The sequence below is a fragment of the Bacteroides sp. ET489 genome, assembly GCF_030518095.1.
Taxonomy (GTDB): Bacteria; Bacteroidota; Bacteroidia; order Bacteroidales; family Bacteroidaceae; genus Bacteroides; species Bacteroides ndongoniae.
Window position 1 is genome coordinate 1 of sequence record NZ_JAULLJ010000042.1, and the last position, 24,556, is coordinate 24,556.

17 protein-coding genes and 1 tRNA gene are annotated in these 24,556 nt (G+C 48.6%); 11 read left to right on the plus strand and 7 right to left on the minus strand.

Features of this window, described 5'->3' with window-relative positions; genetic code table 11:
* Nucleotides 1–496 precede the first annotated feature (496 nt).
* The 5 genes from Q3C19_RS15960 to Q3C19_RS15980 form a co-directional block, all read right to left on the minus strand.
* Nucleotides 497–1,312, minus strand: a complete 816-nt coding sequence (locus Q3C19_RS15960) for a hypothetical protein (protein WP_071148660.1) — start codon at nt 1,310–1,312, stop codon at nt 497–499.
* A complete protein-coding gene (locus Q3C19_RS15965) occupies nt 1,309–1,692 on the minus strand; it encodes a GntR family transcriptional regulator (RefSeq protein WP_022162885.1) in 384 nt (127 codons plus the stop codon). The genes Q3C19_RS15960 and Q3C19_RS15965 overlap by 4 nt, the downstream gene beginning before the upstream one ends.
* A gap of 1 nt (nt 1,693) precedes the next feature.
* On the minus strand, nt 1,694–2,515 hold the full coding sequence (locus tag Q3C19_RS15970; protein WP_071148661.1) for a hypothetical protein: 822 nt from the start codon (nt 2,513–2,515) through the stop codon (nt 1,694–1,696).
* An 8-nt stretch (nt 2,516–2,523) separates the two neighbouring features.
* The gene (locus Q3C19_RS15975; protein ID WP_071148662.1) at nt 2,524–3,369 is read right to left on the minus strand and encodes an ATP-binding cassette domain-containing protein; all 846 of its coding nucleotides are present in this window, start codon (nt 3,367–3,369) and stop codon (nt 2,524–2,526) included.
* A 384-nt stretch (nt 3,370–3,753) separates the two neighbouring features.
* Nucleotides 3,754–3,826 (minus strand) — tRNA-Met (locus Q3C19_RS15980).
* Between the two features lie 344 nt (nt 3,827–4,170).
* On the opposite strand from Q3C19_RS15980, the gene Q3C19_RS15985 reads away from it, so the two are divergent.
* The 3 genes from Q3C19_RS15985 to Q3C19_RS15995 are packed head-to-tail and all read left to right on the plus strand — an operon-like array spanning nt 4,171 to nt 6,219.
* Complete coding sequence (locus Q3C19_RS15985; protein WP_022162882.1) at nt 4,171–4,758, plus strand: TetR/AcrR family transcriptional regulator; 588 nt, start codon at nt 4,171–4,173, stop codon at nt 4,756–4,758.
* Nucleotides 4,759–4,788: 30 nt separating this feature from the next.
* Complete coding sequence (fabG, locus tag Q3C19_RS15990) at nt 4,789–5,535, plus strand: 3-oxoacyl-[acyl-carrier-protein] reductase (RefSeq protein ID WP_022162881.1); 747 nt, start codon at nt 4,789–4,791, stop codon at nt 5,533–5,535.
* Nucleotides 5,536–5,544: 9 nt separating this feature from the next.
* The gene (locus Q3C19_RS15995; RefSeq protein ID WP_022162880.1) at nt 5,545–6,219 is read left to right on the plus strand and encodes an RluA family pseudouridine synthase; all 675 of its coding nucleotides are present in this window, start codon (nt 5,545–5,547) and stop codon (nt 6,217–6,219) included.
* Between the two features lie 469 nt (nt 6,220–6,688).
* On the opposite strand, the gene Q3C19_RS16000 is transcribed toward Q3C19_RS15995, so the two are convergent.
* Nucleotides 6,689–8,062, minus strand: coding sequence for a sigma-54 dependent transcriptional regulator (locus Q3C19_RS16000; protein ID WP_302730645.1), 1,374 nt, complete (start codon nt 8,060–8,062; stop codon nt 6,689–6,691).
* Nucleotides 8,063–8,153: 91 nt separating this feature from the next.
* Here Q3C19_RS16000 and Q3C19_RS16005 point away from each other — a divergent pair, with 91 nt between their 5' ends.
* The 4 genes from Q3C19_RS16005 to Q3C19_RS16020 all read left to right on the plus strand — a co-directional run bounded on the left by Q3C19_RS16005 (nt 8,154) and on the right by Q3C19_RS16020 (nt 14,028).
* Nucleotides 8,154–8,993, plus strand: a complete 840-nt coding sequence (locus tag Q3C19_RS16005) for a peptidylprolyl isomerase (protein ID WP_302730647.1) — start codon at nt 8,154–8,156, stop codon at nt 8,991–8,993.
* Nucleotides 8,994–9,014: 21 nt separating this feature from the next.
* Nucleotides 9,015–10,250: a pitrilysin family protein gene (locus Q3C19_RS16010; protein ID WP_302730649.1), complete on the plus strand. Its 1,236-nt coding sequence runs from the start codon at nt 9,015–9,017 to the stop codon at nt 10,248–10,250.
* Between the two features lie 64 nt (nt 10,251–10,314).
* On the plus strand, nt 10,315–11,658 hold the full coding sequence (locus Q3C19_RS16015; RefSeq protein WP_302730651.1) for an MATE family efflux transporter: 1,344 nt from the start codon (nt 10,315–10,317) through the stop codon (nt 11,656–11,658).
* 48 nt (nt 11,659–11,706) lie between these two features.
* Nucleotides 11,707–14,028 carry a hybrid sensor histidine kinase/response regulator gene (locus Q3C19_RS16020; RefSeq protein WP_302730653.1) on the plus strand — a complete coding sequence of 774 codons (2,322 nt, stop codon included), beginning with the start codon at nt 11,707–11,709 and terminating at the stop codon, nt 14,026–14,028.
* A 45-nt stretch (nt 14,029–14,073) separates the two neighbouring features.
* Here the strand turns inward: Q3C19_RS16020 and Q3C19_RS16025 are convergent, their stop codons facing one another.
* The gene (locus Q3C19_RS16025) at nt 14,074–14,856 is read right to left on the minus strand and encodes a response regulator transcription factor (RefSeq protein ID WP_302730655.1); all 783 of its coding nucleotides are present in this window, start codon (nt 14,854–14,856) and stop codon (nt 14,074–14,076) included.
* Nucleotides 14,857–14,976: 120 nt separating this feature from the next.
* Here Q3C19_RS16025 and Q3C19_RS16030 point away from each other — a divergent pair, with 120 nt between their 5' ends.
* From Q3C19_RS16030 to Q3C19_RS16045, 4 genes are all read left to right on the plus strand, one after another.
* Nucleotides 14,977–15,630 (plus strand): DUF1349 domain-containing protein, encoded by a 654-nt coding sequence (locus tag Q3C19_RS16030; RefSeq protein ID WP_302730657.1) that lies wholly within the window; start codon nt 14,977–14,979, stop codon nt 15,628–15,630.
* A 561-nt stretch (nt 15,631–16,191) separates the two neighbouring features.
* Nucleotides 16,192–20,748 (plus strand): translocation/assembly module TamB domain-containing protein, encoded by a 4,557-nt coding sequence (locus Q3C19_RS16035; RefSeq protein WP_302730659.1) that lies wholly within the window; start codon nt 16,192–16,194, stop codon nt 20,746–20,748.
* A gap of 23 nt (nt 20,749–20,771) precedes the next feature.
* Nucleotides 20,772–23,126, plus strand: a complete 2,355-nt coding sequence (locus Q3C19_RS16040) for a BamA/TamA family outer membrane protein (protein ID WP_302730661.1) — start codon at nt 20,772–20,774, stop codon at nt 23,124–23,126.
* A 151-nt stretch (nt 23,127–23,277) separates the two neighbouring features.
* Nucleotides 23,278–24,189 (plus strand): nucleotidyltransferase, encoded by a 912-nt coding sequence (locus tag Q3C19_RS16045; RefSeq protein WP_022162868.1) that lies wholly within the window; start codon nt 23,278–23,280, stop codon nt 24,187–24,189.
* The last annotated feature ends 367 nt before the right edge of the window (nt 24,190–24,556 follow it).

Consider the following 24,556-nt stretch of genomic DNA (forward strand, 5'->3'; position numbering starts at 1 on the left):
CCTCCGCATGCACGCAGAATTCTTTTTTTCCCTTCAGGCACGGATGCCACGGAAAGCCACGGGGAAGGCCGCGCCTGAAAAACGATATATCCCGCATGTTATTCTTTTGAATTCTTCCTTCCAAATACGCTAACTGTGCCGTTCCAGTGCACTGCCTGCTGCACTGTTAGTGCACCAACTGTTGCACTGCGAGTGCACTGACTACTGCACTGGGAGTGCAATAACTGGTGCACTCACTGGGGATAACTGGGGAGTTTTAGAAGGATAATAGGCAAAATTGGCTGGAGAAGATTAACCAGGCTGTGAGTCAGACTGGCTAAGGATCGGAAAATAGAATATTGTACAGGCTGAATAAGTATATAAAAGTAACGCTGCCCTTGAAACCGTAACCTGATGAAGGAGAAAGTTTCAGTGGCAGCGTTGCCTTTCGTTTTTGTTTCTTGATTGATCCTACTGTAAGTGCTCCACCGGAACGATGTAAAGCGTGGATAGTGCTTTACTCTATGACGTTGATTCTGGCTTTTTCTTTCAGCTTGATGTTCAGTTCGGCTTTTTCGCTCAGCGGAGTCCAGAGCACCTGGCGGCATTCATTTTTTTGCAAATAACAGTTAGGTTCGTATGAGCCGCTAAGGTGTTCGGTGTCGATATGGAATGAATCTGTGTCAACTGTCCACTCTGTGATAAAGTCAAGATTGAGATATAAGTTATCTACTTGTCCACTCTGGAAAAACAGGGCTGGAGCCTTGGCTGAAAGGGATTTTATCCGGCAATCATTAATGAGCGTTGCTCCTTGGCTATTGATATTGAACGCAAGTGAGTCGCGGGATAGGCCGCTGAACTGTGTATGCATGTTATAGCTTTCTGAGATGATTTCCTCTACTCCTTGGGGAATATTCATTTGGATAGCTTCGCAACGTACTCTCAGCCATTTCAGTTTTTGGTATTGTGGAGCCAGTTTGTCTGTCGGGAACGAGAAATAAATTTGGAGGGTGTCGCCTGCTGTCTTCCATTCCATGTAATTGTTTAATTCGGAAGTGTATGTCAGGTTGCCGGTCAGTGAATCGGTTGGGCCGATTTTCAGTGTTGTCTGTTCAAAGCTGACATGCCTTTCTTCGAGATCCTGTGCTTCCACTTTACACATCAGGTGTACAACTCTGCATTCGGGCATTTGTCTGCTTGTTTGTTCTCCTTTGATGTCTAAACAGGATTCTTCCCAGGTGGTACCTGTGCTGAGAATAGATGCCAGGGTGCCAATCACCAGTATTGCTCCGGCAAACAGCATTCCTATTATAATATATGTGGTACGTTTCATAATTCGTTTTCTTTATTTTTATTCTTTATAAACTCTTGATACATGGCCGAGAGTTCTTCAGGCTTAATGTCGAGGGTGTACATTTGCTTGAAGAAATAGTCGGCTTCTTCTTTCAGAAAATATTCGCGTCGTAGCGAAAGTATCAGTTTGGATGCGCCGGGTGAAACAAAGTAGCCGATGCCACGCTTGTTGTAGATGATTCCTTGCGATTGCAGGTAGTCGTACGAGCGCATAGTGGTATTGGCATTAACTTCCACCACAGCTGCATATTCTCTGACCGATGGTATGCGTTCGTCTTCCCCGTATTTTCCGAGTAATACTTCGTCGCAGATACGGTCTGCAATTTGCAGATAGATGGCTTTGCTTTCTTTAAAATTCATGTTACCAGCGATTTATGATTTCTGATTCTTTGAAACGGAAATAGGCGAGCGTCCAGTTGAACAGGGCTATGAATGAACATAAGCTAATGACAACAAAACTGAAAGAATCCTCCGAGCTGTATATCCCGTTTATTACATGTACTTTAAATTGTTCTGCAAAGACTTTTGCAACAATAACTCCTACCGTGATGTATGCAATGCTGATACACACAAGGGCTACGCAAGTATTGACAAACGAGCGTTTGGGCCAGATGACGCTGCCCAGTACAAAGAAAGATTGCAGGCAGAAATAAACGGCTATGTTAATGCTGATGCTTGATTTAGCCTGATAGAATCCCGATTTCAGAAAATAATCCCAAGGTACGGGAGCTATCGGTTCGATGTCCGGGTAGAAGATGTTGTAAATCACTACGCGTGTCCAGTCGGCCAGTTTGAATGCTATCAGAAAGCATACCAGAAAGGCAAAAGTATATATCAGCCATCGTGCGAGGAACTTTTCGAACATGGTGGCGGGTGTCATCAGGATGTTTATCCGTCCGGTTTTGCTTTTCATCCGTTCCATGACGAAAGAAGCGCTCAGCATTCCCATGATATGTATGGCTATGACAAATAATGTCACTGTCATGTTCCACATGATGTCTTCGGAATAATGACTTCCGGGCAGTTCGCTTGAGTATTGCAAATAACCTCCCCATATCAGAATGATGGCCATGATGCCGTACATCATGACGAAACGGAGCAGGTTGGGGCGCCAGCTTTCCACCATCTCTTTGCGACAGATACTGGCAAAGCGAGGCATGCTGAAAAAAGTATCTTTTATCATATTCTTTGCTATTTTGTGGGGTGAAACATCTCGGCAATCTGTTCCGGCAGGGACAGGGTTGCACCAAACAATAATTCCAGATTCAACTCAGTCTCTTCACCGTCTGTATTAGGCAACATCAGATAATTGCCCTGTATGGATGGCAGCGTGTATAGAGCCTGTGCGGCCAGCGTGCGGTCGTCGCTTTCTACAAACATGAATTTGTCGCAGATATCGCTTGTCGATGCATCAAGCAGAATGCGGCTGTTGTCTATAATCAGTACGTGATCCAGCACCTTGTCTATATCGCGTACCTGATGGGTAGAAATCACAATGGTTCGTTCGTCCGACATGCCCGATGCAATGAATTTGCGGAACTGGCTTTTGCCGGGGATGTCCAGACCATTGGTCGGCTCGTCCATCAGCAGAAGCGAAGTGTTGGTGGCAAGGGCGAAACTCATAAAGACTTTTTTCTTCTGTCCCATTGACAGGCTGCCCAGGTCAGTATCCAGATCCATTTCGAAGAAGTGCAGATACTTCACCATGTCTTCTTTGCTGAATTTCGGATAGAACGAACTGTTCAGTTCGATATAACTTACCAGTGAGATAGCCGGAAGCTGGAATTCTTCCGGAACCAGAAACATGTCCTGTAAAGTGGCAGGTAACCGCCGGCGGACATTTAAGTCGTGAAACGTAACCTCTCCACTCTTCGGAGTAAGCAGACCTGCCATCAGGTAGAGCAGTGTAGATTTACCGGTACCGTTCTTGCCCAACAGCCCGTAGACCTTTCCTTTTTCCAGCGCAAGCGAGAAGTCGTGCAAGACTTCTTTTTTCTTGCGGTGATAGCTGAATGAAATGTTTTTTACTTGCAACATACCGTAATTTGTTTAAAGTCAGATGTCAGGCTCCAAGATACAAGTGCAGGCCTTATCAACCTGTATCTTTGCCTTTCCTTCTGCTGATTAAGTGTATTAGTATAATAGTACACTGCAAATATAAAGAGGATTTTTAGAAAAACAATAGTTCTCGCATAAAAAAGTTCTTTTTTGGGGGAACGTGGTATTGGAATGCGGTAGGGTTTTACGGCAGAAGGATAATTCCACCTTATTATAATAGGCAGTGGGGATGGGCAAGTGTATTGCTGAGGATTTTTTTATGTGGCAGGCAGATTGATTGAGTGGCTCACTGCCCCACGAAAGGAAAGGAGGAATATAACAAAAAAGGTGGCCTTTGCGGGTCACCTTTCTTTCTATATTTAGTTGCGGAGGCCTGACTCGAACAGACGACCTTTGGGTTATGAGCCCAACGAGCTACCAACTGCTCCACTCCGCGATGTTTCTCATTTGCGAGTGCAAAGGTACGGATTTTATTTGAATATGCAAATTTTTTGCAGAATATTTTTTTTCTGGTTGATAATGGAGGCAATACTTGGGAAGATATTATCTGTATGAGCAAGCAAATTTTTTCAGACGAAGATGATGCGATGTTCAATGAGATTTGTCCATATAAGCGTTGCTTCAATATGGGGCGAATTATAAATTCCATGTTTATCTGTGCCATCTGCGTCCGAAGCATGTATTTCAACTCCAGATTGGTATTAATTGCTTTATTTGTTTGTAATATATGCGGAAAAGTCTTACTTTTGCTCAAATTATTAAGCAATGTGCAATTAACCTATGACCGTATCGAAGACAAAAGCCAAGTTAGTGGATGTAGCTCGTCAGCTATTTGCAAAGATGGGGGTGGAGAATACCACGATGAATGATATCGCCCTCGCTTCCAAGAAAGGCCGACGTACGCTGTATACCTATTTTAAAAGTAAGGAAGACATCTACATGGCTGTTGTCGAGTCGGAACTCGATATCCTTTCGGACATGATGAAACGCGTAGTCGAGAAGGATATTTCGCCCGATCTGAAACTGATGGAAATGATTTATACCCATCTGGATGCGGTGAAAGAGGTGGTTTACCGTAACGGTACGTTGCGTGCCAATTTCTTCCGCGATATATGGCGGGTTGAGAAAGTCCGTAAGCGCTTCGATGCCAATGAAATATTGATTTTCAGGGATGTCTTGCGCGAAGGAATGGAGAAAGGCGTGTTCGATATCGACGATTTGGACATGACAGCCGAAATCATGCATTACAGTATAAAGGGTATTGAGGCACCTTATATCCGGGGGCATGTCGGTGCCAATCTGGACGATGATACGCGTGACCGTTATGTGACACGTCTGGTATTGGGTGCCTTGGGAAAGAAAGTATAATTATCAATCATTCATAAATCAATTACAATTATGGGATTATTAAATGGAAAAACAGCCCTTATCACCGGCGCCGCTCGTGGCATCGGTAAGGCTATCGCTCTGAAGTTTGCTCAAGAAGGAGCCAATATCGCTTTCACCGACCTGGTGATCGATGAAAATGCCGAAGCTACAGTTAAAGAAATTGAAGCGTTGGGTGTAAAGGCCAAAGGATATGCTTCGAATGCAGCCAGCTTCGAAGATACAGCTAAGGTTGTTGAGACCGTACATGCCGATTTTGGCCGCATTGATATTCTGGTTAACAATGCAGGTATCACTCGCGACGGTTTGATGATGCGTATGAGCGAACAACAATGGGATATGGTAATCAACGTCAACCTGAAGTCGGCGTTCAACTTTATCCATGCATGTACTCCGATTATGATGCGTCAGAAAGCCGGTAGCATCATCAACATGGCTTCTGTAGTAGGTGTTCACGGTAATGCCGGACAGGCTAACTATTCTGCTTCGAAGGCAGGTATGATTGCTTTGGCCAAGTCTATCGCACAGGAACTCGGTTCGCGTGGTATCCGTGCCAATGCCATTGCTCCGGGCTTTATCATGACAGCTATGACCGATGCCCTGTCTGACGAGGTGAAGGCTGAATGGTGCAAGAAGATTCCTTTGCGTCGTGGCGGTACGCCCGAAGACGTGGCTAACATTGCTACCTTCCTGGCTTCTGATATGTCATCTTATGTATCCGGTCAGGTGATTCAGGTAGATGGTGGTATGAATATGTAATCAGTGCCTATGACTGTCCTGTACGAAGACAATCATATCATTATAGTCAATAAGACCGCTTCCGAGATTGTTCAGGGAGACAAGACCGGCGATACGCCGCTTTCGGAGATTGTCAAACAGTATCTGAAGGAAAAGTATCAGAAACCCGGCAACGTCTTTATCGGTGTGACCCACCGCCTGGACCGCCCCGTGAGCGGTCTTGTTGTTTTTGCCAAGACCAGCAAGGCGCTTGGACGTCTGAATGAGATGTTCAGAGTCGGCGAGGTGAAGAAAACTTATTGGGCCATTGTGAAGAACATGCCCCCTGAGCCGGAGGGCGAACTGGTGCATTACTTGGTGCGCAACGAGAAGCAGAACAAGAGCTATGCTTACGATTCAGAGAAACCCGGCAGCAAGAAAGCCATTCTGCACTATCGCCTGATAGGGCGTTCGGACAATTACTGTCTGCTCGAAGTCGATCTGAAGACCGGGCGCCATCATCAGATTCGTTGCCAGTTGGCTAAGATGGGCTGTCCCATCCGTGGCGACTTGAAGTATGGCTTTCCGCGTTCCAATCCCGATGGAAGCATTTGTCTGCATGCACGTCGGGTCCGTTTTGTACATCCGGTTTCGAAAGAACTTATTGAGGTGGTAGCGCCTGTTCCCGATAGTAATTTGTGGCATGCCTTTCCGGCAGATATCTGATTGTCATTTCCGGTAGCTGATGATGCGCCGGTCGGATGAAAAATATAAAAGCCGTTCCCCAGAATAGACAAGGAGGGAACGGCTTTTATATAGCAGTGTGCTTACTATTATTCGGCGACCTTCGTTTGATGCTTGGTTTTGGGCGCCCCTGGCCACGACTGGCCAGAGACGCACCACCACAAACAAACATAAACAGGGCTGCTACTAATACTTTGTCATAATCTCATAAATTCATTTGCTTTTTTTAGATTCTATAATTTAGGTTTGGGCTTACTCTTTTCCTGTTTTGCTGTAGTTGTGGATGGGTGTATACATCTCACTACATTATTTTAATCTCAAAATACGTGCCAGATTCAGGATTCTTCTATAATTGGCTGATCCTTAGATGAAAAGGGTAAATAGGCGAAAAAATCCCAGTGTGGAAAAAGTGTGGAATTGTGGAAAAAGTGTGGAATAAGTCCACACTTTTTTAATCTGTGATATTATAAAGTTTCAGCTTGTTGTAGAGTGTTTTTCTATCAATGCCCAACAGTTGTGCCGCACGGCTCTTGTTGTTGCCAGTCTGTTGCAGGGCATGGATGATTTGCTGTTTTTCAGTTTCTTCGTTGCGCAGGGCCATGTTCGGCACGGGGGCAGCCTGCTCTTTTATTTCCTTCAGTTCGCTCAGTTCGTTCAGCGTGATGAATTTTCCCTGTGCCAGCAGGGTGGCGCGGCGCACAATGTTTTTCATCTGGCGCAGGTTGCCCGGCCAGTGATAATCCAACAGGGCTTTCGAGGCCTTTTCGTCGAAACCGATGAGCTGTTTGTCCATTTCGCGGTTGGCCTGATCCAGAAAGAAGTTGGCGAAGAGCAGGATGTCTTCGCGGCGTTCTTTCAGCTGTGGCATGCGCAGGGTGAATTCGTTGATGCGGTGATACAGGTCTTCACGGAAAGAGCCTTTTTCGATGGCCTGTTCCAGATTCTCGTTGGTAGCTGTCACCAGACGGACATCTACGTTGATTTCCTTGTTCGAACCTACGGGACGGATTTTGCGCTCTTGCAGTGCACGCAACAGCTGAATCTGGACTTCGTAGCTCAGATTACCAACTTCGTCCAAAAAGATGGTTCCGCTATTGGCTGCAACAAAAGCTCCGGTCTTGTCGGTCAGTGCTCCGGTAAAAGCACCTTTCACGTGGCCGAAAAACTCGGAGGCAGCAAGCTCCTTGGGTATGGAACCGCAGTCGATGGCCACAAACGGTTGATCGGCCCGCTTGCTGAGCTGGTGAATGCGGTGGGCTACGTATTCTTTACCTGTTCCGCTTGCCCCATTGATAAGTACGGACATGTTGGTGGGTGCAACCAGTTTCACGTAAGTGTACAGTTGCTTGGCCGCATCGCTTTCTCCTTCCAGAAAATCAGTATGGAAAGCCGAATGCTCTGTCCGGTTGGCTGGATGTTCTTTCTTCTCTTTGGTAGTTACGGGGTGATGGGTGGGGGCAGCCGGTGTACTGAGTGCTTCGTTTATTTTCTTCAGCAGTTCGTCCGGATTGATAGGTTTGGCCACGTAGTCGCATGCACCTAATTTCATCGCCTGTACGGCCGACTGGATGTCGGCATATCCGGTCATAATAATCAGGGGAATGGACTGGCCTTTTTCACCCAGCCATTTCAGCAAGTCTATGCCGTCGCGGTCGGGAAGTCGCAAATCGGACAATATCAGGTCGATGCATTCCGACTCACCGATGAGTTTTTGTGCACGGGCAATGCTGCTGGCCGAACTGACCTGGAATCCTTTCTTTCCGAGCCACGTTTTCAGCATCATGCCGTAAGTGATATCATCTTCTACGATCAATATTGACTTCATAGCCTTCTGTTTTACTTCTTTTAAAGTACAAAGGTAAGACGTTTTGCCCGAAAGTCGTATATTTGCAAACTTAATTTAAACAAAAAGTAAGATGAAAAGGCATTTTATACTATTATTAATATTACTGGTTGGCGGGCTGACCGCTTGCGGGCCGGGAAACAAGAAGAACAGAAGTATGGAAACAGAAACAAAGTTGAAGATTGAAACAAGTGCCGGTGACATTGTGGTGAAGCTCTATAATGAGACTCCGCAACATCGTGATAATTTTATCAAGCTGGCCGAGAACGGAACTTACGAAGGGACTCTTTTTCATCGTGTCATTAAGGACTTTATGATACAGGCCGGCGATCCGGAATCGAAGAATGCGCCGAAAGGAAAAATGCTGGGTTCGGGCGATGTTGGCTACACGATTCCTGCCGAGTTTGTCTATCCCAAATATTTCCATAAAAAAGGTGCTTTGTCGGCTGCCCGTCAGGGTGATAACGTGAATCCGCAGAAAGCTTCGTCGGGTTGTCAGTTCTATATCGTTACGGGTAAGGTATACAGTGACTCGGCTTTGCTGAGCATGGAACAGCAGATGGGACAGATGCGCTTGAACAATGCATTCAACGCCTTGGCACAAAAGCACATGAAGGAAATCTATAAGCTCCGTAAGAACGGCGACCACGAAGGCTTGATGAACTTGCAGGATACCTTGATTGCACAGGCCGAAGCCGAGGTTGCCAAAATGCCCGAGTTCCGTTTTACGCCCGAGCAGGTAAAGGCTTACACAACCGTAGGAGGTACACCCCACCTGGACGGTGAATATACCGTGTTCGGTGAAGTGCTGGAAGGCATGGATGTAGTAGACAAAATCCAGAAAGTGAAGACCGACCGCAACGACCGTCCCGAAGAGGATGTGAAGATTATCAAAGTGGAAGTATTGGAATAAGTATAAAGCGGGAAAAGGGGAATGTTCAAGATCAACAGACATACGTTGGACAATGGTCTGCGGCTGGTGCATTACGAAGATGCCAGTACGCAGATGGTTGCGCTGAATATCGTCTATGATGTGGGTGCGCGCGACGAGCATCCGCAGCATACAGGCTTCGCGCATTTGTTTGAACACCTGATGTTTGGCGGATCGGTGAATATCCCCGATTACGATACTCCGCTTCAGCTGGCCGGCGGCGAGAACAATGCATGGACCAACAACGACATTACTAATTACTACCTCACGGTGCCCAAAGCCAATGTGGAAACCGGCTTCTGGCTGGAATCCGACCGTATGCTGGGACTGGCCTTTAGCGAGCACAGTCTGGAGGTGCAGCGTGAGGTGGTAATGGAAGAATTCAAGCAGCGTTGTCTCAATCAGCCTTATGGCGACGTGGGGCATCTGCTGCGTCCGTTGGCCTATCAGGTACATCCGTATCGCTGGCCCACTATCGGTAAGGAGCTTTCGCACATTGCACAGGCAACGCTGCAGGAAGTGGAAGATTTCTTTTACCGGTATTATGCACCCAACAATGCCGTACTTGCCGTGACGGGCAACATCTCGTGGGAAGAAACTCTACGGCTTACCGAAAAGTGGTTTGCTCCTGTCCCTTATCGTCATGTACCGGAAAGGCATCTGCCCGCCGAACCCGAACAACAGGCGGAACGCAGACTAACGGTAGAACGCAATGTACCGTTGGATGCTTTGTTCATGGTCTATCACATGTGCAGTCGGGACGATGCCGACTACTATGCTTTCGACATCCTTTCGGATATCCTCAGCAACGGTCGTTCGAGCCGCCTGATCCGGCATCTTGTGCAGGAACAGAACTTGTTTTCCAGTATTGACGCTTATATCAGTGGCTCGCGCGATGCCGGATTGTTTCATATTAGCGGAAAACCTGCTGCGGGTGTGTCACTTGAGCAGGCCGAGGCGGCTGTACGCAAGGAACTGGAACAGTTGCAGCAACAGCCCGTAGAAGCTGCTGAGTTGGAGAAGGTGAAGAACAAATTCGAGTCTACCCAGATATTCGGGAATATCAATTACTTGAATGTAGCTACCAATCTGGCCTGGTACGAGCTGGCCGGACAGGCCGAGGACATCAACCGGACGGTGGAGCGTTATCGTGCGGTGACTTCCGGGCAGTTGCAGGCTGTGGCACGTCAGGCTTTCCGTCAGGAAAACTGTTCGGTGCTGCATTATCGGAAGGGATAGGCTTGCGCAATCTTTTATGTGCTTGCGAAACTTAAAGAACTTTTATTCTAAAAAGAGATAACCAATGAAACATTGGATGCAGACCTACGGTGGTCATTACCGTGCCCTTGTCCGTTTAGGTTTTCCCATTGTGGTAGGACAATTGGGCGTAATCATATTGGGATTTGCCGATACGTTGATGATAGGCCACCACAGTACAGAGGAACTGGGGGCGGCTTCGTTCGTGAACAATCTTTTCAACTTATGCATCATTTTCAGTACCGGTTTCAGTTATGGACTGACGCCTGTGGTGGGTGCGCTTTACGGTAACCGTCGTTTCCCCGAAGCCGGTCAGGCTTTGCTGTGCAGTCTGGTAGCCAATGCGCTGGTAGCCGTACTGCTGACGCTGATTATGGGGGGACTCTATTTCAATATCGGGCGCTTAGGACAGCCCGAAGAGCTTTTGCCGCTTATCCGTCCTTACTACCTGGTGTTGCTTGCTTCGCTACTTTTTGTTCTGTTGTTCAACGGCTTCAAGCAGTTTACCGACGGTATTACCGATACAAAGACAGCTATGTGGCTGCTTCTGGGCGGCAACGCGTTGAACATTGCAGGCAATTACATTCTGATCAACGGTAAATTGGGACTGCCCGAGCTAGGATTACTGGGAGCGGGGCTGAGCACGCTGTTTTCGCGCATCGTGATGGTGGTAGCATTTGCCCTTATCGTATGGCGCAGCCGCCGTTTTGCCCGCTACAGGGTAGGACTGTGGCGGTTGGGTTGGTCGGCTGCCGTATTCCGCCGGCTCAATGCGCTGGGTTGGCCTGTAGGCTTGCAGATGGGTATGGAGACTGCTTCGTTCAGTCTTAGTACGGTGATGGTGGGTTGGCTGGGTACGATGGCACTGGCCGCACATCAGATTATGCTTACCATTTCGCAATTCACGTTTATGATGTTCTATGGTATGGGAGCAGCGGTAGCGGTACGTGTCAGCAATTTCCACGGGCAGGGCGATACGCCCAATGTGCGTCGGGTGGCTTATGCCGGTTTTCATCTGATTCTGTTTATGGAGGTCGTTTTACTTAGTATTGTCTTTGCCTGCCGTAGCCGGGTGGGCGGATGGTTTACGGACAGTGCCGAGGTGTCGGCCATGGTGTCGGCTCTGTTCTTCCCGTTCCTTATCTATCAGTTTGGCGACGGTCTGCAGATTAACTTCGCGAATGCCTTGCGCGGTATTTCGGACGTAAAGCCGATGATGCTGATAGCCTTTATTGCCTATTTTATTATATCTTTGCCTGTAGGATATTTTTGTGGATTCGTGTTGAATCTGGGTGTAACGGGAGTCTGGATGGCATTCCCCTTCGGCCTGACCAGTGCCGGTCTGATGCTGTGGCTCCGTTTCCGCTGGGATACGAACAAGAAGAACTGAAGAATACCTTTTGAATTCCTGATAGAGGGCATAAAGAAGTAGATACTTATGAACAGCGTTTCGAAACTGAAGATCATTTTGGGCTATGCCCTGTTGCTGGTGGTGCTGCTGTCGGCCTTGTTCTTTGTGCACAGAGAGGTCGAGAAGCTCACCCAGTCCGAGGGTAAAGACATGCAGTGGGCCGACAGTCTGCTGGTGTTGCTCAAAGAGAAGGACGAGAATACCATCCGGATGCTGCGTACGCTGAGCGAGATGAATGAAAAGATGCTCTCGACCAGCGATATCGAACATATTATTGCCGAGCGGATCGACTCGGTCGTCGTGCAGCAGCGCGTGCAACGGCGGGTCATTACGCATCGTGACACGATGGTGACACGGCCTAAGAAGAAAGGCTTTTTCAAGAGGTTGGGCGAAGTGTTTTCGCCTCCTAAGAAGGATACTGCCATCCAAGTGAAGACATCGCTGGAGTTTGCCGTCGATACGGTGATCGATGTCTACAATCCGACAGATTCCTTACAGGCCAGACTACGCGAGATTACCGAGAAGAAACGTGCCGACAGCATTATCGTACGGCGGCGTAACTACAACCTGCGGCGAATGGACCACATGCTTTCGGCACGAATCGACAGCTTGTTGAAGAATTACGAGGAAGAAACGCTTCAACGTGCCCGTACTGAGGCCGAATATCAGCAGGAGATTCGTCAGCGTTCGGCGCGTACCATTGCCGGAGTGGCTGTGGGGGCTGTATTGCTGGCAGCTTTCTTCCTGGTGCTGATAGGGCGCGACGTGGCGCGCAGTAACCGTTATAAACGAGAACTGGAGGTAGCCCGTCGCCGTGCCGAAGACCTGTTGGTGACGCGCGAGAAGCTGATGCTGGCCATTACGCACGATTTCAAGGCACCTTTAGGCTCCATCATGGGGTATGCTGATCTGTTGTCAAGGCTTACGGTGGACGAACGTCAGCGTTTCTATCTGGATAATATGAAGACTTCGTCGGAACATCTGCTGAAGTTGGTAGTCGATCTGCTCGATTTTCATCGTCTTGATCTGCATAAAGCCGAGGTTCACCGTGTGACCTTCCATCCTGCCCATTTATTAGAGGAAATCTATGTCAGCTTTGAACCATTGACAGCGGAAAAAGGGTTGACCCTGAGCCGTGAGATTTCGGACGAGTTGAACAGCACTTACATCTGCGACCCCTTGCGCCTGCGGCAAATCATCACCAACCTGCTGTCGAATGCGGTCAAGTTCACCGACAAGGGAGGTATTACGCTGACGGCACGTTACGAGAACCGTCGTTTGGTAGTAGCCGTATCCGACACCGGAAAGGGCATGGAACCGGCCGATCGCGAACGCATCTTCCAGGAGTTTACTCGCTTGCCGGGTGCACAGGGGAAGGAAGGTTTTGGCTTGGGACTTTCCATCGTCCGTATGCTGGTGCAACTGCTCGAAGGTAGCATCGATGTGGATAGTGTTCCCGGCAAAGGCAGTACGTTCACGGTTCGCATCCCTATCTTCCCGGTGAACAAGAGCGAGGCTGACAGCAAGAAACAGGCGTTCCCCGAAAAGCAGGAAACAGATGTACCGGTTGCAGAAGAAGTGAGCCAGCCGGAACCGGAAAGTCCGGCATTGAAGAGAGTATTGCTGATCGACGACGACCGCATCCAGCTGACGCTGACTGCGGCCATGTTGTCGCAAAGCGGCATCGGGTCTGTGTCGTGTCTGCAATTAGACGAACTGCTCGACGCTCTTCGCACGGAACAGTTCGATGTGTTGCTGACGGATGTACAGATGCCGGCCATCAGCGGATTCGACCTGCTAAGGTTGTTGCGCGCTTCCAATATTCCTCAGGCAAAAGAGATTCCGGTAATAGCCGTCACGGCCCGTAGCGACATGCAGCGCAGCGAGTTTGTTGAGCATGGCTTTGCCGGATGCCTGCACAAGCCCTTTACGGTGTCGGAACTGCTGGGCGAACTGGGTGGGCAGGAAATACCGCAGCGGACGGAAACAGCAACAGGGAATGCAGACGTTCCTTCACCACATGGTTATAACTTCTCGGCACTGACCGCCTTTTCGGGTAACGATGCTGAGGCTTCGAAGTCCATCCTCGAAAGTTTTGCTACCGAGACCGGGCTGAATAGAGAACGCTTGAAGAAAGGTCTTGATGACGGTAACCTGAAAGATGTTTCGGCCGTAGCGCATAAGATGATACCGTTGTTCACCCTGATTGGTGCGACGGAACTGGTCGTACGTTTGCGCGAGTTGGAGGCTGCCCGCGATGTACCTTTCACCGACCACCTGAAACAATGCACGGGCGAGGTGCTTGCCGCGGTCGATGAGGTGTTGGAGCAGTTGAAGAAAGAATTCTGACGTCTTCCGGAAATTCTGTTGCAGGCTGACAGACCGGAAACGGGGCTATATAATTTTCATTTCTTTGGCTATTCTGCAGGCTTCGATGGAGTTCCTCACTTGCAGTTTGTTTAATATATCCTGCCGGTGCCGGTTCACGGTGTTGATGCTTATGTACAGTTCGTCGGCGATGTCTTTGCTTGTTCTTCCCTGGCTGATCAGCTGAAGGACTTGCCTTTCGCGTCGGGAGAGGATATTGAGGCCGTTGTCGTCTTTCAGCTCGATTGTCTGTCCGCTGACGGCGTTGGCTACGATTCCTTTTGCCGATATGTCGAACAGAAGAGGGTTGTACAGACATAATGCTAGCCATAAGTTGTTGCTGGTAGGAGACATAGCGATGTAGAACAGTCTGTGCAGTACCCAGATATAGTTTCCGGCGAGATTTTTCATACGCAACTTGTTCATCAGAAAGAAGGACGATTGCTTGTCCTTGGGTCGCTTCCTTACGAAATGGAAGAAACGGAGTTCTTGCAGATATTTGCTGTTCAGGTCGTCCGGATGGATAAGCTGGAGAATTTTTTCTTCCCAGATGGAGTAAATCCGTTCGGTTTTGTTGTCTTCTTTGAGGCCGAGGGTTTCCGCAAACTTGCCATAGTAAATGTAGCTAGTGTCTGTATGCATGTCGCTCAGTACGGCAATGGCCTGTTCGGTACAGGCGTAGCTTCGGGCAATGTTTTTGAAGTAGTTCAGTTCGTCGGGACACACTGGCATGCCGTCGGACGCTGGTTTGAGTAGTTCGTTGTTCAGCTGATGGATGATTTCCATGGCAAAATGGTTATTAATAGTCATTGTACAGTTGGATGCGAGACTGTATTTTTGCAAAAATAATCAATTTGTACAAAGACCGATCAGAAAAGTGCCGGAAAAGCTACAATCGGCCTTTGGCAATAGTTTTAAAACAAGTTCAAGATGAAAAAACGGGTATTATCAATTTTATTTGTTGCAATGTCTTTACAGTCGGCTATGGCACAGTCTTTGGAAAAAATGCAGTGGTTCAACGAACCGGAAGAATGGGAAATAGAGGGGCGTACATTGTCCATGTTTGTGACGCCTCAGAGTGACTATTGGCGTATTTCGCACTACGGATTTACAGTGGACGATGCGCCTTTCTACTACGCCACGTATGGAGGCGAGTTCGAAGCCAAGGTGAAGGTGACGGGAGACTATAAAGCACGTTTTGACCAGGCAGGCCTCATGCTGCGCATCGATCACGAGAACTATATCAAGGCCGGTATTGAGTTTGTGGACGGAAAATTCAATTTGAGTACGGTAGTCACTCACAAAACTTCCGACTGGAGTGTCATTGCTCTGGATCAAAAAGTGGATTGTGTCTGGATAAAGGCCGTCAGACGGCTCGATGCCGTCGAAGTGTTTTATTCTTTCGACGACAAGGAATACACACTGATGCGCAATGCCTGGATGCAGGATAATATCCCCATGCAGGTCGGACTGATGGGAGCCAGTCCCGATGGCGAGGGATTCAAGGCTACCTTCGAGCACTTCAAGGTGAAGCACCTGCCCGACCAGCGCAGACTGGAGTGGCTTAAGAAAAATGCCGAGTAAGTTTGCCTGTTTTCCCGATTAGGCTGTAGACACTACGATACATGTATTTGTAGCCTTCCTACCACACTTGTGTCGCTCGTGTGGGACACTTGCACGGCTCGCGAGCAACACTTGTACGGCTCGCGAGCCGTGCAAGTGTTGTATATCGGGGCTGCTGGGCTGTTGCAGGAAGTACTGTAAATGGCTTTACTACAGGGACTTGTCATTTGTATTGTTTTTGTTCCGGAGTGAACTGCATTTCTTTTATGTCGTACGCATGTTTGGAAGGTGTTCCGGCAAAGACGTATGGGGATATGTTTTTTCTTTCACTGCCGTTTCTATAATGGTTGTTGTGTTTCACGTTTCACCGTAAACGTCTATTTCCCAGTTGGTTACTGTGAAAGGTGCATGCAGTTGAGGCCTTTCGTGTGGGAAAGATGAAATACTTTTCTGCCTCAGAGCAACAAATGTCGAAATTAATTGTTTACTTTGTGAATGTTTGTGAGGGAGGGATGCGGCTTGTGTAGTTTGGCATAGGTATGATTCGCCGTCCTTTACAAAAAAACACTTCGTATCTTGTGTATGGAAAAGAAAAAGAAATGGTTGAAATGGGTGGTCTGGATATTGCTCACGCCGGTCCTGCTGTTCGTTCTGCTGATGATATTGCTTTATGTGCCTCCGGTTCAGAATTTTCTGCGGAAGCAGATAACGTCTATTGCATCCGAATTAACGGGTATGGACATCTCCGTGGAGCGTATCGACCTGCGTTTTCCACTGAATCTGCTGGTACGTGGAGTGCAGGTGATACAGCCTGCTGACGTTTCGGCGGGAGTGATGAAGCCTGATACGTTGCTTACCCTGGAAAGTCTGAATGTGCATGTGCAGGCCTGGCCTTTGCTACGTGGGCAGGTCGAGGTGGACGACATTACGCTGAATCAGGCTACAGTCAATACTTCCAATCTGGTAGACGGAATGCTGGTCAAGGGGGTACTTGGAAACTTTTCGCTTAAAAGTCACGGTATCAACCTGATGAACGAAACTGTCGTACTGAACGATGTGGAACTGGCCGATACTCACCTGCAGGTGATGCTCGCCGACACAACCGAGGCAGTGCCCGATACGACTTCGACGCCTGTCAACTGGAAGGTGAAACTGAATACCATGCGGTTGAAAAACATATCGGTCGGCCTTGATATGCCGCTCGATTCGATGCAGCTGGCTGCCCGTCTTGAAGAAGTGGGATTGGAAGATGCCACTGTCGATTTGGAACGTCAGCTTTATGGTTGGCGCCGCTTTCAGCTTGCCGGAGCGACACTTACGTATGATTCCGGTTCGGCTCAGCCAGCCGAAGGTTTCGACGCATCGCACATAGCCTTGCGCGACATACGGATAGGAGTTGACTCGGTGTTGTATCATGGCAGAGATATGAGTGCTGTGATACGCGAATTTTCGATGAACGAGCGTTCCGGACTGAGTGTTACGTCGTTGACCGGACGCTTGCTGTCTGATTCGACTGTGATACGGGTACCTTCCCTGCAACTGCAGACGCCCAACAGCGAAATGAACCTGACGGCGCAAACCTATTGGGAGTTGGTCGATATACCCACTACCGGACGCTTGTCGGCCCGCTTCAATGCCTTTATCGGTAAGCAGGATGTATTGCTTTTTGCCGGTGGCCTGCCCGACAGTTTCAAGGAATCTTATCCCTTCCGCCCGTTGGTGATTCATGCCGGTACAGAAGGTAACCTGAAACAGATGCAGATTTCACGCTTTACGGCCGATCTGCCGGGAGCCTTCTCGCTGAGCGGCGGGGGCGAATTGTGGAACCTGACTGATAGCCTGACACGCACAGGAACGCTGGACTTCGAGATGCAGACGCACGACCTGAATTTTCTGGCCGACTTGGCCGGAACAGCTTCCGACGGTTCTTTTATCATCCCTGACAGTATGAACTTGGGAGCACGTCTCGATCTGGAAGGCTCACGCTATACAGCCCAGCTGAAACTGAACGAAGGACACGGGCTTCTCGATCTGAATGCTTTTTATGATACGTCTGCCGAGACTTACGAAGCTGATTTGGTGATAGACTCTCTGCAACTGCATCACTTCCTGCCGAAAGACTCCCTTTATCTGCTATCAGCTAAAGTACGTGCCAAGGGGCAGGGAACCGACTTTACTTCATATCGGACAAAGGCTACCGTACAGGCATCACTGGATAGACTGCAGTATGGCCCTTGGAACGTGTCGGGTGTACATCTGGATGCCGGGCTGAAGTCTCAGCTTGCTACGGTCAGCCTGACCAGTGACAATGCTTTGTTGCAGATGCAGGCCGATGCCGATATGCGCCTCGACCGTCGCTATTTGGACGGTAAACTGAAAATGGATGTGGCTCAACTCGATTTGCATAAATTGGGCATCGCCCCCCAGCCTCTGAAGCGTCCTTTTGCCTTTGCGGTAGGAGCGGAGGCCCGTCGAGACTCCATCAAACTGAATATGAATGCGGGCGATTTGAAGCTGAATTTCCGTGCCGAGAATACGCTGAAACATTTGCTTGATCAGTCCGATCGCTTCATGAAAGAGCTGACAGCCCAGATAGACAACCGTAAGCTGGATCATGCTGCCCTGCGCGAGTTGCTTCCATCGGCAGGCATGTATCTGACGGCAGGCAAGGAAAATCCTGTCAGCTATTATCTGGCAACGAAAAACATTTCTTACAATGATTTCAGTTTAGGCTTTGGGTTTACTCCCGAAATAGGTATCAACGGACGAACAGCGCTACACGGACTGCACGTCGACTCGTTGCAGCTCGATACACTGTTCTTTGCCATCGCACAAGACACGACCCGCATGAAGCTGCAAGGAGGTGTCGTCAATGCTCCCGACAACCCCCAGTTTGTATTCCGTAGTACGCTGACGGGCGAGATACGCAGCGAGGATGCTGAACTGACCGCTGACTTTGTGGATGGTGAAGGCCGTACAGGACTGTTGTTCGGCATTAATGCCCGTCCGCTGACAGAGGGAAATGGCAAAGGCAATGGAGTATTATTCCGCCTTACTCCGTCGGAACCTGTCATTGCTTTCCGTAAGTTTCATTTTGCCGATGAGGCCAACTGGCTGTATCTGCACAAGGACATGCGTCTGTACGCCAATGTGGATATGGATAGCGACGATGGTATGTGTTTCCGTATGCAGTCGGCCAGGGACGATACAGTGTCGTTGCAGAACATGAATATCGAACTCGATCGTTTCCGGCTGAGCGAGCTGACTGCTATCATGCCTTATATGCCTCGCATAACAGGACTGTTCTCGGCTGAGGCACACTATGTACAGACTGCAACTTCCCTGCAACTGTCGGCCGAGGCAAACATCAAGCAGCTGACGTACGAGAAACAGCCGGTAGGCGATGTGGGATTGGGTGCTACCTGGCTGCCCGGCGAAACGGGGCAACACTACCTCAACTCTTACCTGATGGTGAACGATGAGGAAGTAATGACTGCCGACGGAACCCTTACTCAGAAAGGCGAGAAGGAATCGCTGGACGTAATGGCTACGTTGGAACGTTTCCCTCTGCAAATAGCCAATGCTTTTGTGCCCGACCGTATGGTACAGCTTAGCGGACATGTGGGCGGCGGATTGCATCTGGAAGGCTCGTTGGATACACCTGTGCTTAATGGTGACATTTCTTTGGATAGTGTGTCGGTATATGCCCGTCAGGCGGGAGCAAAGTTCTGGTTTGACAACCGCCCGATACGTTTCGAAAACAATCGGTTGTTGTTCAATCAGTTTGCCATTTATACGACCAGTCGCAATCCTTTTACGATAGACGGAAATGTTGATTTCCGTGATATGAACCGGCCTACTGCTGATTTGAATCTGCGGGCAAAGAATTATACATTGCTCGATGCTCCGCGCACCCGCGAAAGTCTGGTGTACGGCAAGGTATGTGTCGACCTGATGGCCACCGTACGCGGTCCGCTGGATGCGTTGGTGATGCGAGGCAATATGAATCTGTTGAGCAACACCGATGTGACATACGTCATGACCGATTCGCCGCTGACGGTACAGGACCGTCTGGACGGTCTGGTAACCTTTACTTCGTTTTCCGATACGACCACTGTCCGGCAGGCCGAGGTACCGACGTTGTCGCTGGGCGGAATGGATATGGTTGTATCGGTTCACATAGACAACTCTGTGCAGTTGCGGGCCGACCTCAATCCAGACCGCAGTAATTACGTAGTGCTGGAAGGCGGCGGCGACCTTACGCTGCAATATACCCCGATGGGTGATATGAATCTGAACGGACGCTATACACTGTCGGGCGGAAGACTGAAGTATTCGCTTCCTGTCATTCCGTTGGAAGAATTCCAGCTGACAAATGGCAGTTATGTGGAGTGGAGAGGCGATCTGATGAATCCTATCCTGAATCTGAAGGCAACAGAGCGCAAACGTGCTTCGGTGGCCAGCGATGATAACGGCGGGTCGAGGATGGTCAGCTTCGATGTTTCCATCTCTATCAAGAACCGCTTGGAAGCACCCGATTTGGTGTTCGACATTACGGCTCCTGAAGATGCAACGGTCGAGAACGAACTGCAGGCTATGGGAGCTGAGGAGCGTAGTACGCAGGCCATTGCCATGCTTGCTACGGGTGTCTACATGAAGAACGGCGGCAAAGGAGGCGGCCTGAATATGGGTGCCGCGCTGAACAGTGTGCTGCAGAGCCAGATCAATGCTCTTGCCGGTTCGGCGTTCGAGAAGATGGATGCCAGCTTCAGCGTAGGCATTGAGGACCGGACGGCAGCCGAAACTGGCGAGAAACAGACCGATGTAAGTTTCCGCTATTCGCAACGCTTCTTCAACGACCGCGTACAGATTGTGATTGGCGGCAAGGTATCGACCGGAGCCAATGCCACCAATGATGTAGAATCGTTCATCGACAACATCTCGCTGGAGTATCGTCTGGATGCTTCGGGCACCCGTTATGTGCGTGTGTTCCACAACAAGAACTACGAGAGTATTCTGGACGGTGAAATTACAGAAACAGGTGTCGGCCTCGTGCTTCGCCGGAAAATGGACCGCCTGGGCGAGCTTTTCATCTTCAAGCGTAATAAGAAGAAGGACGAGAAACTGGTAGAAGAGTGACAAGAAGAATGAGGAGAAAAGATATGAAACGACTGATATTATATATAATAGGTTTGGCTTTTCTGTCGGCATGTTCTACAACGAAACATCTGCCCGAAGGAGAAATACTCTATACGGGACAGAAGCCGATGATCGTGGAAAACCGCAGCACTACGCCGGTAGGCGAGACGGCTATGGAAGAGATTGAAGCTGCCCTTGCCACTGCTCCGAACAATTCCTTTTTCGGTAGTTCGACCGTGCGTATTCCGTTCCCTTTTGGCCTGTGGGTATACAATGGGTTTGTGAAGTACGAGAAAGGCATCGGCCGCTGGATATTCAATAAGTTTGCAGCCAAGCCGGTATTGCTTTCCTCAGTCAATCCCGATATCCGTCAGAAAGCGGCGAGCAATCTGTTACGCGATTATGGTTATTTCAACGGTACGGTGAGTTACCAGACTTTTATCGACCCAAAGGATTCGCTGAAGGCCAAGTTGCAGTATACGGTCGATATGCGCAATCCTTATGTGATTGATACGGTGACCTATCACGGTTTCAGTGAACGTACGCTGCGTATCATGGAGGCGAGCCGTCGCCGGTCGCTCATCAGTCCGGGCGAGCAGTTTAATGTACTCGATCTGGATGGTGAACGTACTCGCATCAGTGATTTGCTTCGCAACGTAGGATGTTATTATTTCCGTCCCGATTATCTGGTATACCAGGCCGATACTACGCTGGTGCCCGGTGGGCATGTGGCCATGCGTATGGTACCGGTTGCCGGCATGTCGAAACAGGCAGAACGGCCTTTTTATGTGGGGCGGAAATCATTTTTCCTGATGGGAAGACAAGGCGAAATGCCCAATGATAGTGTGGAGTACAAAGGTCTGAAGATTTATTATCATGACAAGTTAAAACTTCGTCCCAATATGGTGTACCGATGGACGAACTATCAGGGTTATCGCATGAAGCGTCAGGTGCAGGACAGTACCGGTATCACACGTCGTCGCTCTTTCGAAGGACTGTATAGCGCTTACCGTCAGAGCCGTGTGCAGAGTCGTCTGTCCAACGTTGGCATTTTCCGTTATGCCGATATTCAATATGTGCCTCGCGATACGGCACTTGTTTCCGATACGCTCGATGTTAAGATTGTGGCTATGCTCGACAAGCCTTATGATGCTGAGTTCGACTTCAATGTAAAGATGAAAAGTAACAACCAGACTGGTCCGGGAGCATCGTTTACGTTGGCGAAGAACAATGTGTTTGGTGGTGGCGAGACGTGGAATGTGAAGTTGAGCGGGTCTTACGAATGGCAGACGGGTAAAGACCGTTCTTCGCTGATGAACAGTTACGAAATGGGCCTATCCACGTCGTTGATGTTTCCGCGTGTTGTTTTTCCCCGGATGGGCGATCGTGAGTATGACTTTCCGGCTACGACAACTTTCCGTCTGTATGTTGATCAGCTGAATCGTGCCAAGTACTATAAATTGCTGGCTTTTGGCGGAAACGCTACGTATGATTTTCAACCCAAGCCTACCAGCAAGCATAGCTTTACGCCTTTCCGGCTAACCTTTAATGTGCTGCGTAATCCTACAGAGGCATTTCAGAATCTGCAGGCAGAAAATCCGGCTCTGTATGTCAGCTTGCGCGACCAGTTTGTTCCGGCCATAGAGTATACTTATACATACGACAACGCTTCATTGCGTTCGGTACGTAACCCCATCTGGTGGCAGACAACCGTAGCATCGGCAGGTAACCTGACTTCTGCGATTTACCGAATGTTTGGTGAACCTTTCAGTAAAAGGGATAAAACACTGTTGGGGGTACCTTTTGCCCAATTCCTGAAGTTGAATACGGAGTTTCGTTATCATTTCCGGATAGACAGAAATCAGATGATTGCTTCACGTATAGCTGCCGGTGCCATTTGGTCGTATGGCAATGCTATTACGGCACCTTATACCGAACAGTTCTATATCGGTGGTGCCAACAGTGTACGTGCTTTTACGGCGCGTAATATCGGTCCTGGTGGCTATCCGCCCGATGAAGACAATAAGTACTCGTTCATCAATCATGTGGGTGATATCCGTTTCGAAGCCAATGTGGAGTATCGTTTCCGTATTATCAGTGATTTACACGGAGCTTTGTTCCTCGATGCGGGTAACGTGTGGCTGATGCGTAAGGACGATTCCCGACCCGGTGGTGAACTGACTCTGAAAGATTTTGCCAACCAGATAGCTTTGGGCACGGGAGTCGGTTTGCGTTACGATTTGGATTTCCTTGTTTTCCGTATCGACTGTGGTGTCGGACTTCATAATCCTTACGACACTGGCAAGTCGGGTTATTATAATATTCCGAAGTTCCGCGATAGCTTGGCTGTACATTTTGCCATTGGTTATCCGTTCTGATAGTTTGTTACAATAAGTAGGTCTGTTTGTGAGGTGTAGGTTATTTTGGTTGTATTCCGGCAATTTTATTGGATTATTCCAGCAAAATTCTTTAACTTTGTCGCATTATCTATGCAAAACGATATACTAACCTATTTTTAATATAACTGATATGAAACCAACTTTATTTTTGCTGGCTGCTGGTATGGGTAGCCGTTACGGAGGCTTGAAACAATTGGACGGACTGGGTCCGAATGGTGAAACCATTATGGATTATTCTATCTACGATGCAATCAAGGCCGGATTTGGCAAGCTTGTTTTTGTTATCCGTAAGGATTTTGAACAAGATTTCCGTGATAAGATTCTGTCTAAATACGAAAATCATATTCCGTGTGAATTGGTATTCCAGTCATTGGACGCACTGCCCGAAGGTTTTACTTGCCCTGAAGGCCGTACGAAACCGTGGGGTACAAACCATGCAGTAATGATGGGCGCCGACGTTATTAAGGAACCTTTTGCTGTAATCAACTGCGACGACTTCTACGGACGTGATTCTTTCCAGGTAATGGGTAAATTCCTCGCTAACTTGCCGGAAGGTTCCAAGAATGTATATTCAATGGTTGGTTTCCGTGTAGGTAACACACTGAGCGAGAGTGGAACTGTATCACGTGGTATTTGTACTACAGACGATAAGCATCTGTTGACTTCTGTAGTAGAACGTACTAAGATCCAACGCATTGACGGTGAAGTGAAGTATATTGATGACAACGGTGAATGGACAGCTACAGCCGACACAACTCCGGTCAGCATGAACTTCTGGGGCTTTACTCCCGATTACTTTGCTTATAGCGCAGAGTTCTTCAAGACTTTCCTGAGCGATCCGAAGAACATGGAAAATCTGAAGAGCGAGTTCTTTATTCCGTTGATGGTAGATAAACTGATCAACGAAGGTACTGCTACTGTAGAGGTATTGGATACTACCAGCAAATGGTTTGGCGTTACCTATCCGGAAGATCGTCAAAGCGTAGTTGACAAGATCAAGGCATTGGTTGATGCCGGTGAATATCCAGCTAAGTTGTTCTGATCAGAAACTTATATGACCATTATAAAGAAAGCGTGGAACTGTTGCAAGTTCTGCGCTTTCTTGTTACTATGGTCAGGCCAAGTGGGGAAAAAAGTAACGAAACAGTGATTTTCTCCGGTTGAATACTTTTTGATAGAAAAGGACAGCCACATCAAAGCAGGCGGCTGTACCTACTCGCTAACTAACGGCCTGAGTAATGGATGGCTAAGGCTTAACGGCTGGTTACAGTTCCCAGTTATCCCTTGTTAGTGCAATAACTGGTGCACTAACAGTGCAGTAGTCAGTGCACTCACAGTGCAATAGTTAGTGCACTTGCAGTGCAGCAGGCAGTGCACTGGAACGGTACAGTATGCGCATTATGTTTTCC

Bases quoted from the DNA above. Each gene is read 5' to 3' on its own strand.
- Q3C19_RS15960 (WP_071148660.1), bottom strand. From the start codon at position 1,312: ATGAAACGTACCACATATATTATAATAGGAATGCTGTTTGCCGGAGCA.
- Q3C19_RS15965 (WP_022162885.1), bottom strand. From the start codon at position 1,692: ATGAATTTTAAAGAAAGCAAAGCCATCTATCTGCAAATTGCAGACCGT.
- Q3C19_RS15970 (WP_071148661.1), bottom strand. From the start codon at position 2,515: ATGATAAAAGATACTTTTTTCAGCATGCCTCGCTTTGCCAGTATCTGT.
- Q3C19_RS15975 (WP_071148662.1), bottom strand. From the start codon at position 3,369: ATGTTGCAAGTAAAAAACATTTCATTCAGCTATCACCGCAAGAAAAAA.
- Q3C19_RS15985 (WP_022162882.1), top strand. From the start codon at position 4,171: ATGACCGTATCGAAGACAAAAGCCAAGTTAGTGGATGTAGCTCGTCAG.
- fabG (WP_022162881.1), top strand. From the start codon at position 4,789: ATGGGATTATTAAATGGAAAAACAGCCCTTATCACCGGCGCCGCTCGT.
- Q3C19_RS15995 (WP_022162880.1), top strand. From the start codon at position 5,545: ATGACTGTCCTGTACGAAGACAATCATATCATTATAGTCAATAAGACC.
- Q3C19_RS16000 (WP_302730645.1), bottom strand. From the start codon at position 8,062: ATGAAGTCAATATTGATCGTAGAAGATGATATCACTTACGGCATGATG.
- Q3C19_RS16005 (WP_302730647.1), top strand. From the start codon at position 8,154: ATGAAAAGGCATTTTATACTATTATTAATATTACTGGTTGGCGGGCTG.
- Q3C19_RS16010 (WP_302730649.1), top strand. From the start codon at position 9,015: ATGTTCAAGATCAACAGACATACGTTGGACAATGGTCTGCGGCTGGTG.
- Q3C19_RS16015 (WP_302730651.1), top strand. From the start codon at position 10,315: ATGAAACATTGGATGCAGACCTACGGTGGTCATTACCGTGCCCTTGTC.
- Q3C19_RS16020 (WP_302730653.1), top strand. From the start codon at position 11,707: ATGAACAGCGTTTCGAAACTGAAGATCATTTTGGGCTATGCCCTGTTG.
- Q3C19_RS16025 (WP_302730655.1), bottom strand. From the start codon at position 14,856: ATGACTATTAATAACCATTTTGCCATGGAAATCATCCATCAGCTGAAC.
- Q3C19_RS16030 (WP_302730657.1), top strand. From the start codon at position 14,977: ATGAAAAAACGGGTATTATCAATTTTATTTGTTGCAATGTCTTTACAG.
- Q3C19_RS16035 (WP_302730659.1), top strand. From the start codon at position 16,192: ATGGAAAAGAAAAAGAAATGGTTGAAATGGGTGGTCTGGATATTGCTC.
- Q3C19_RS16040 (WP_302730661.1), top strand. From the start codon at position 20,772: ATGAAACGACTGATATTATATATAATAGGTTTGGCTTTTCTGTCGGCA.
- Q3C19_RS16045 (WP_022162868.1), top strand. From the start codon at position 23,278: ATGAAACCAACTTTATTTTTGCTGGCTGCTGGTATGGGTAGCCGTTAC.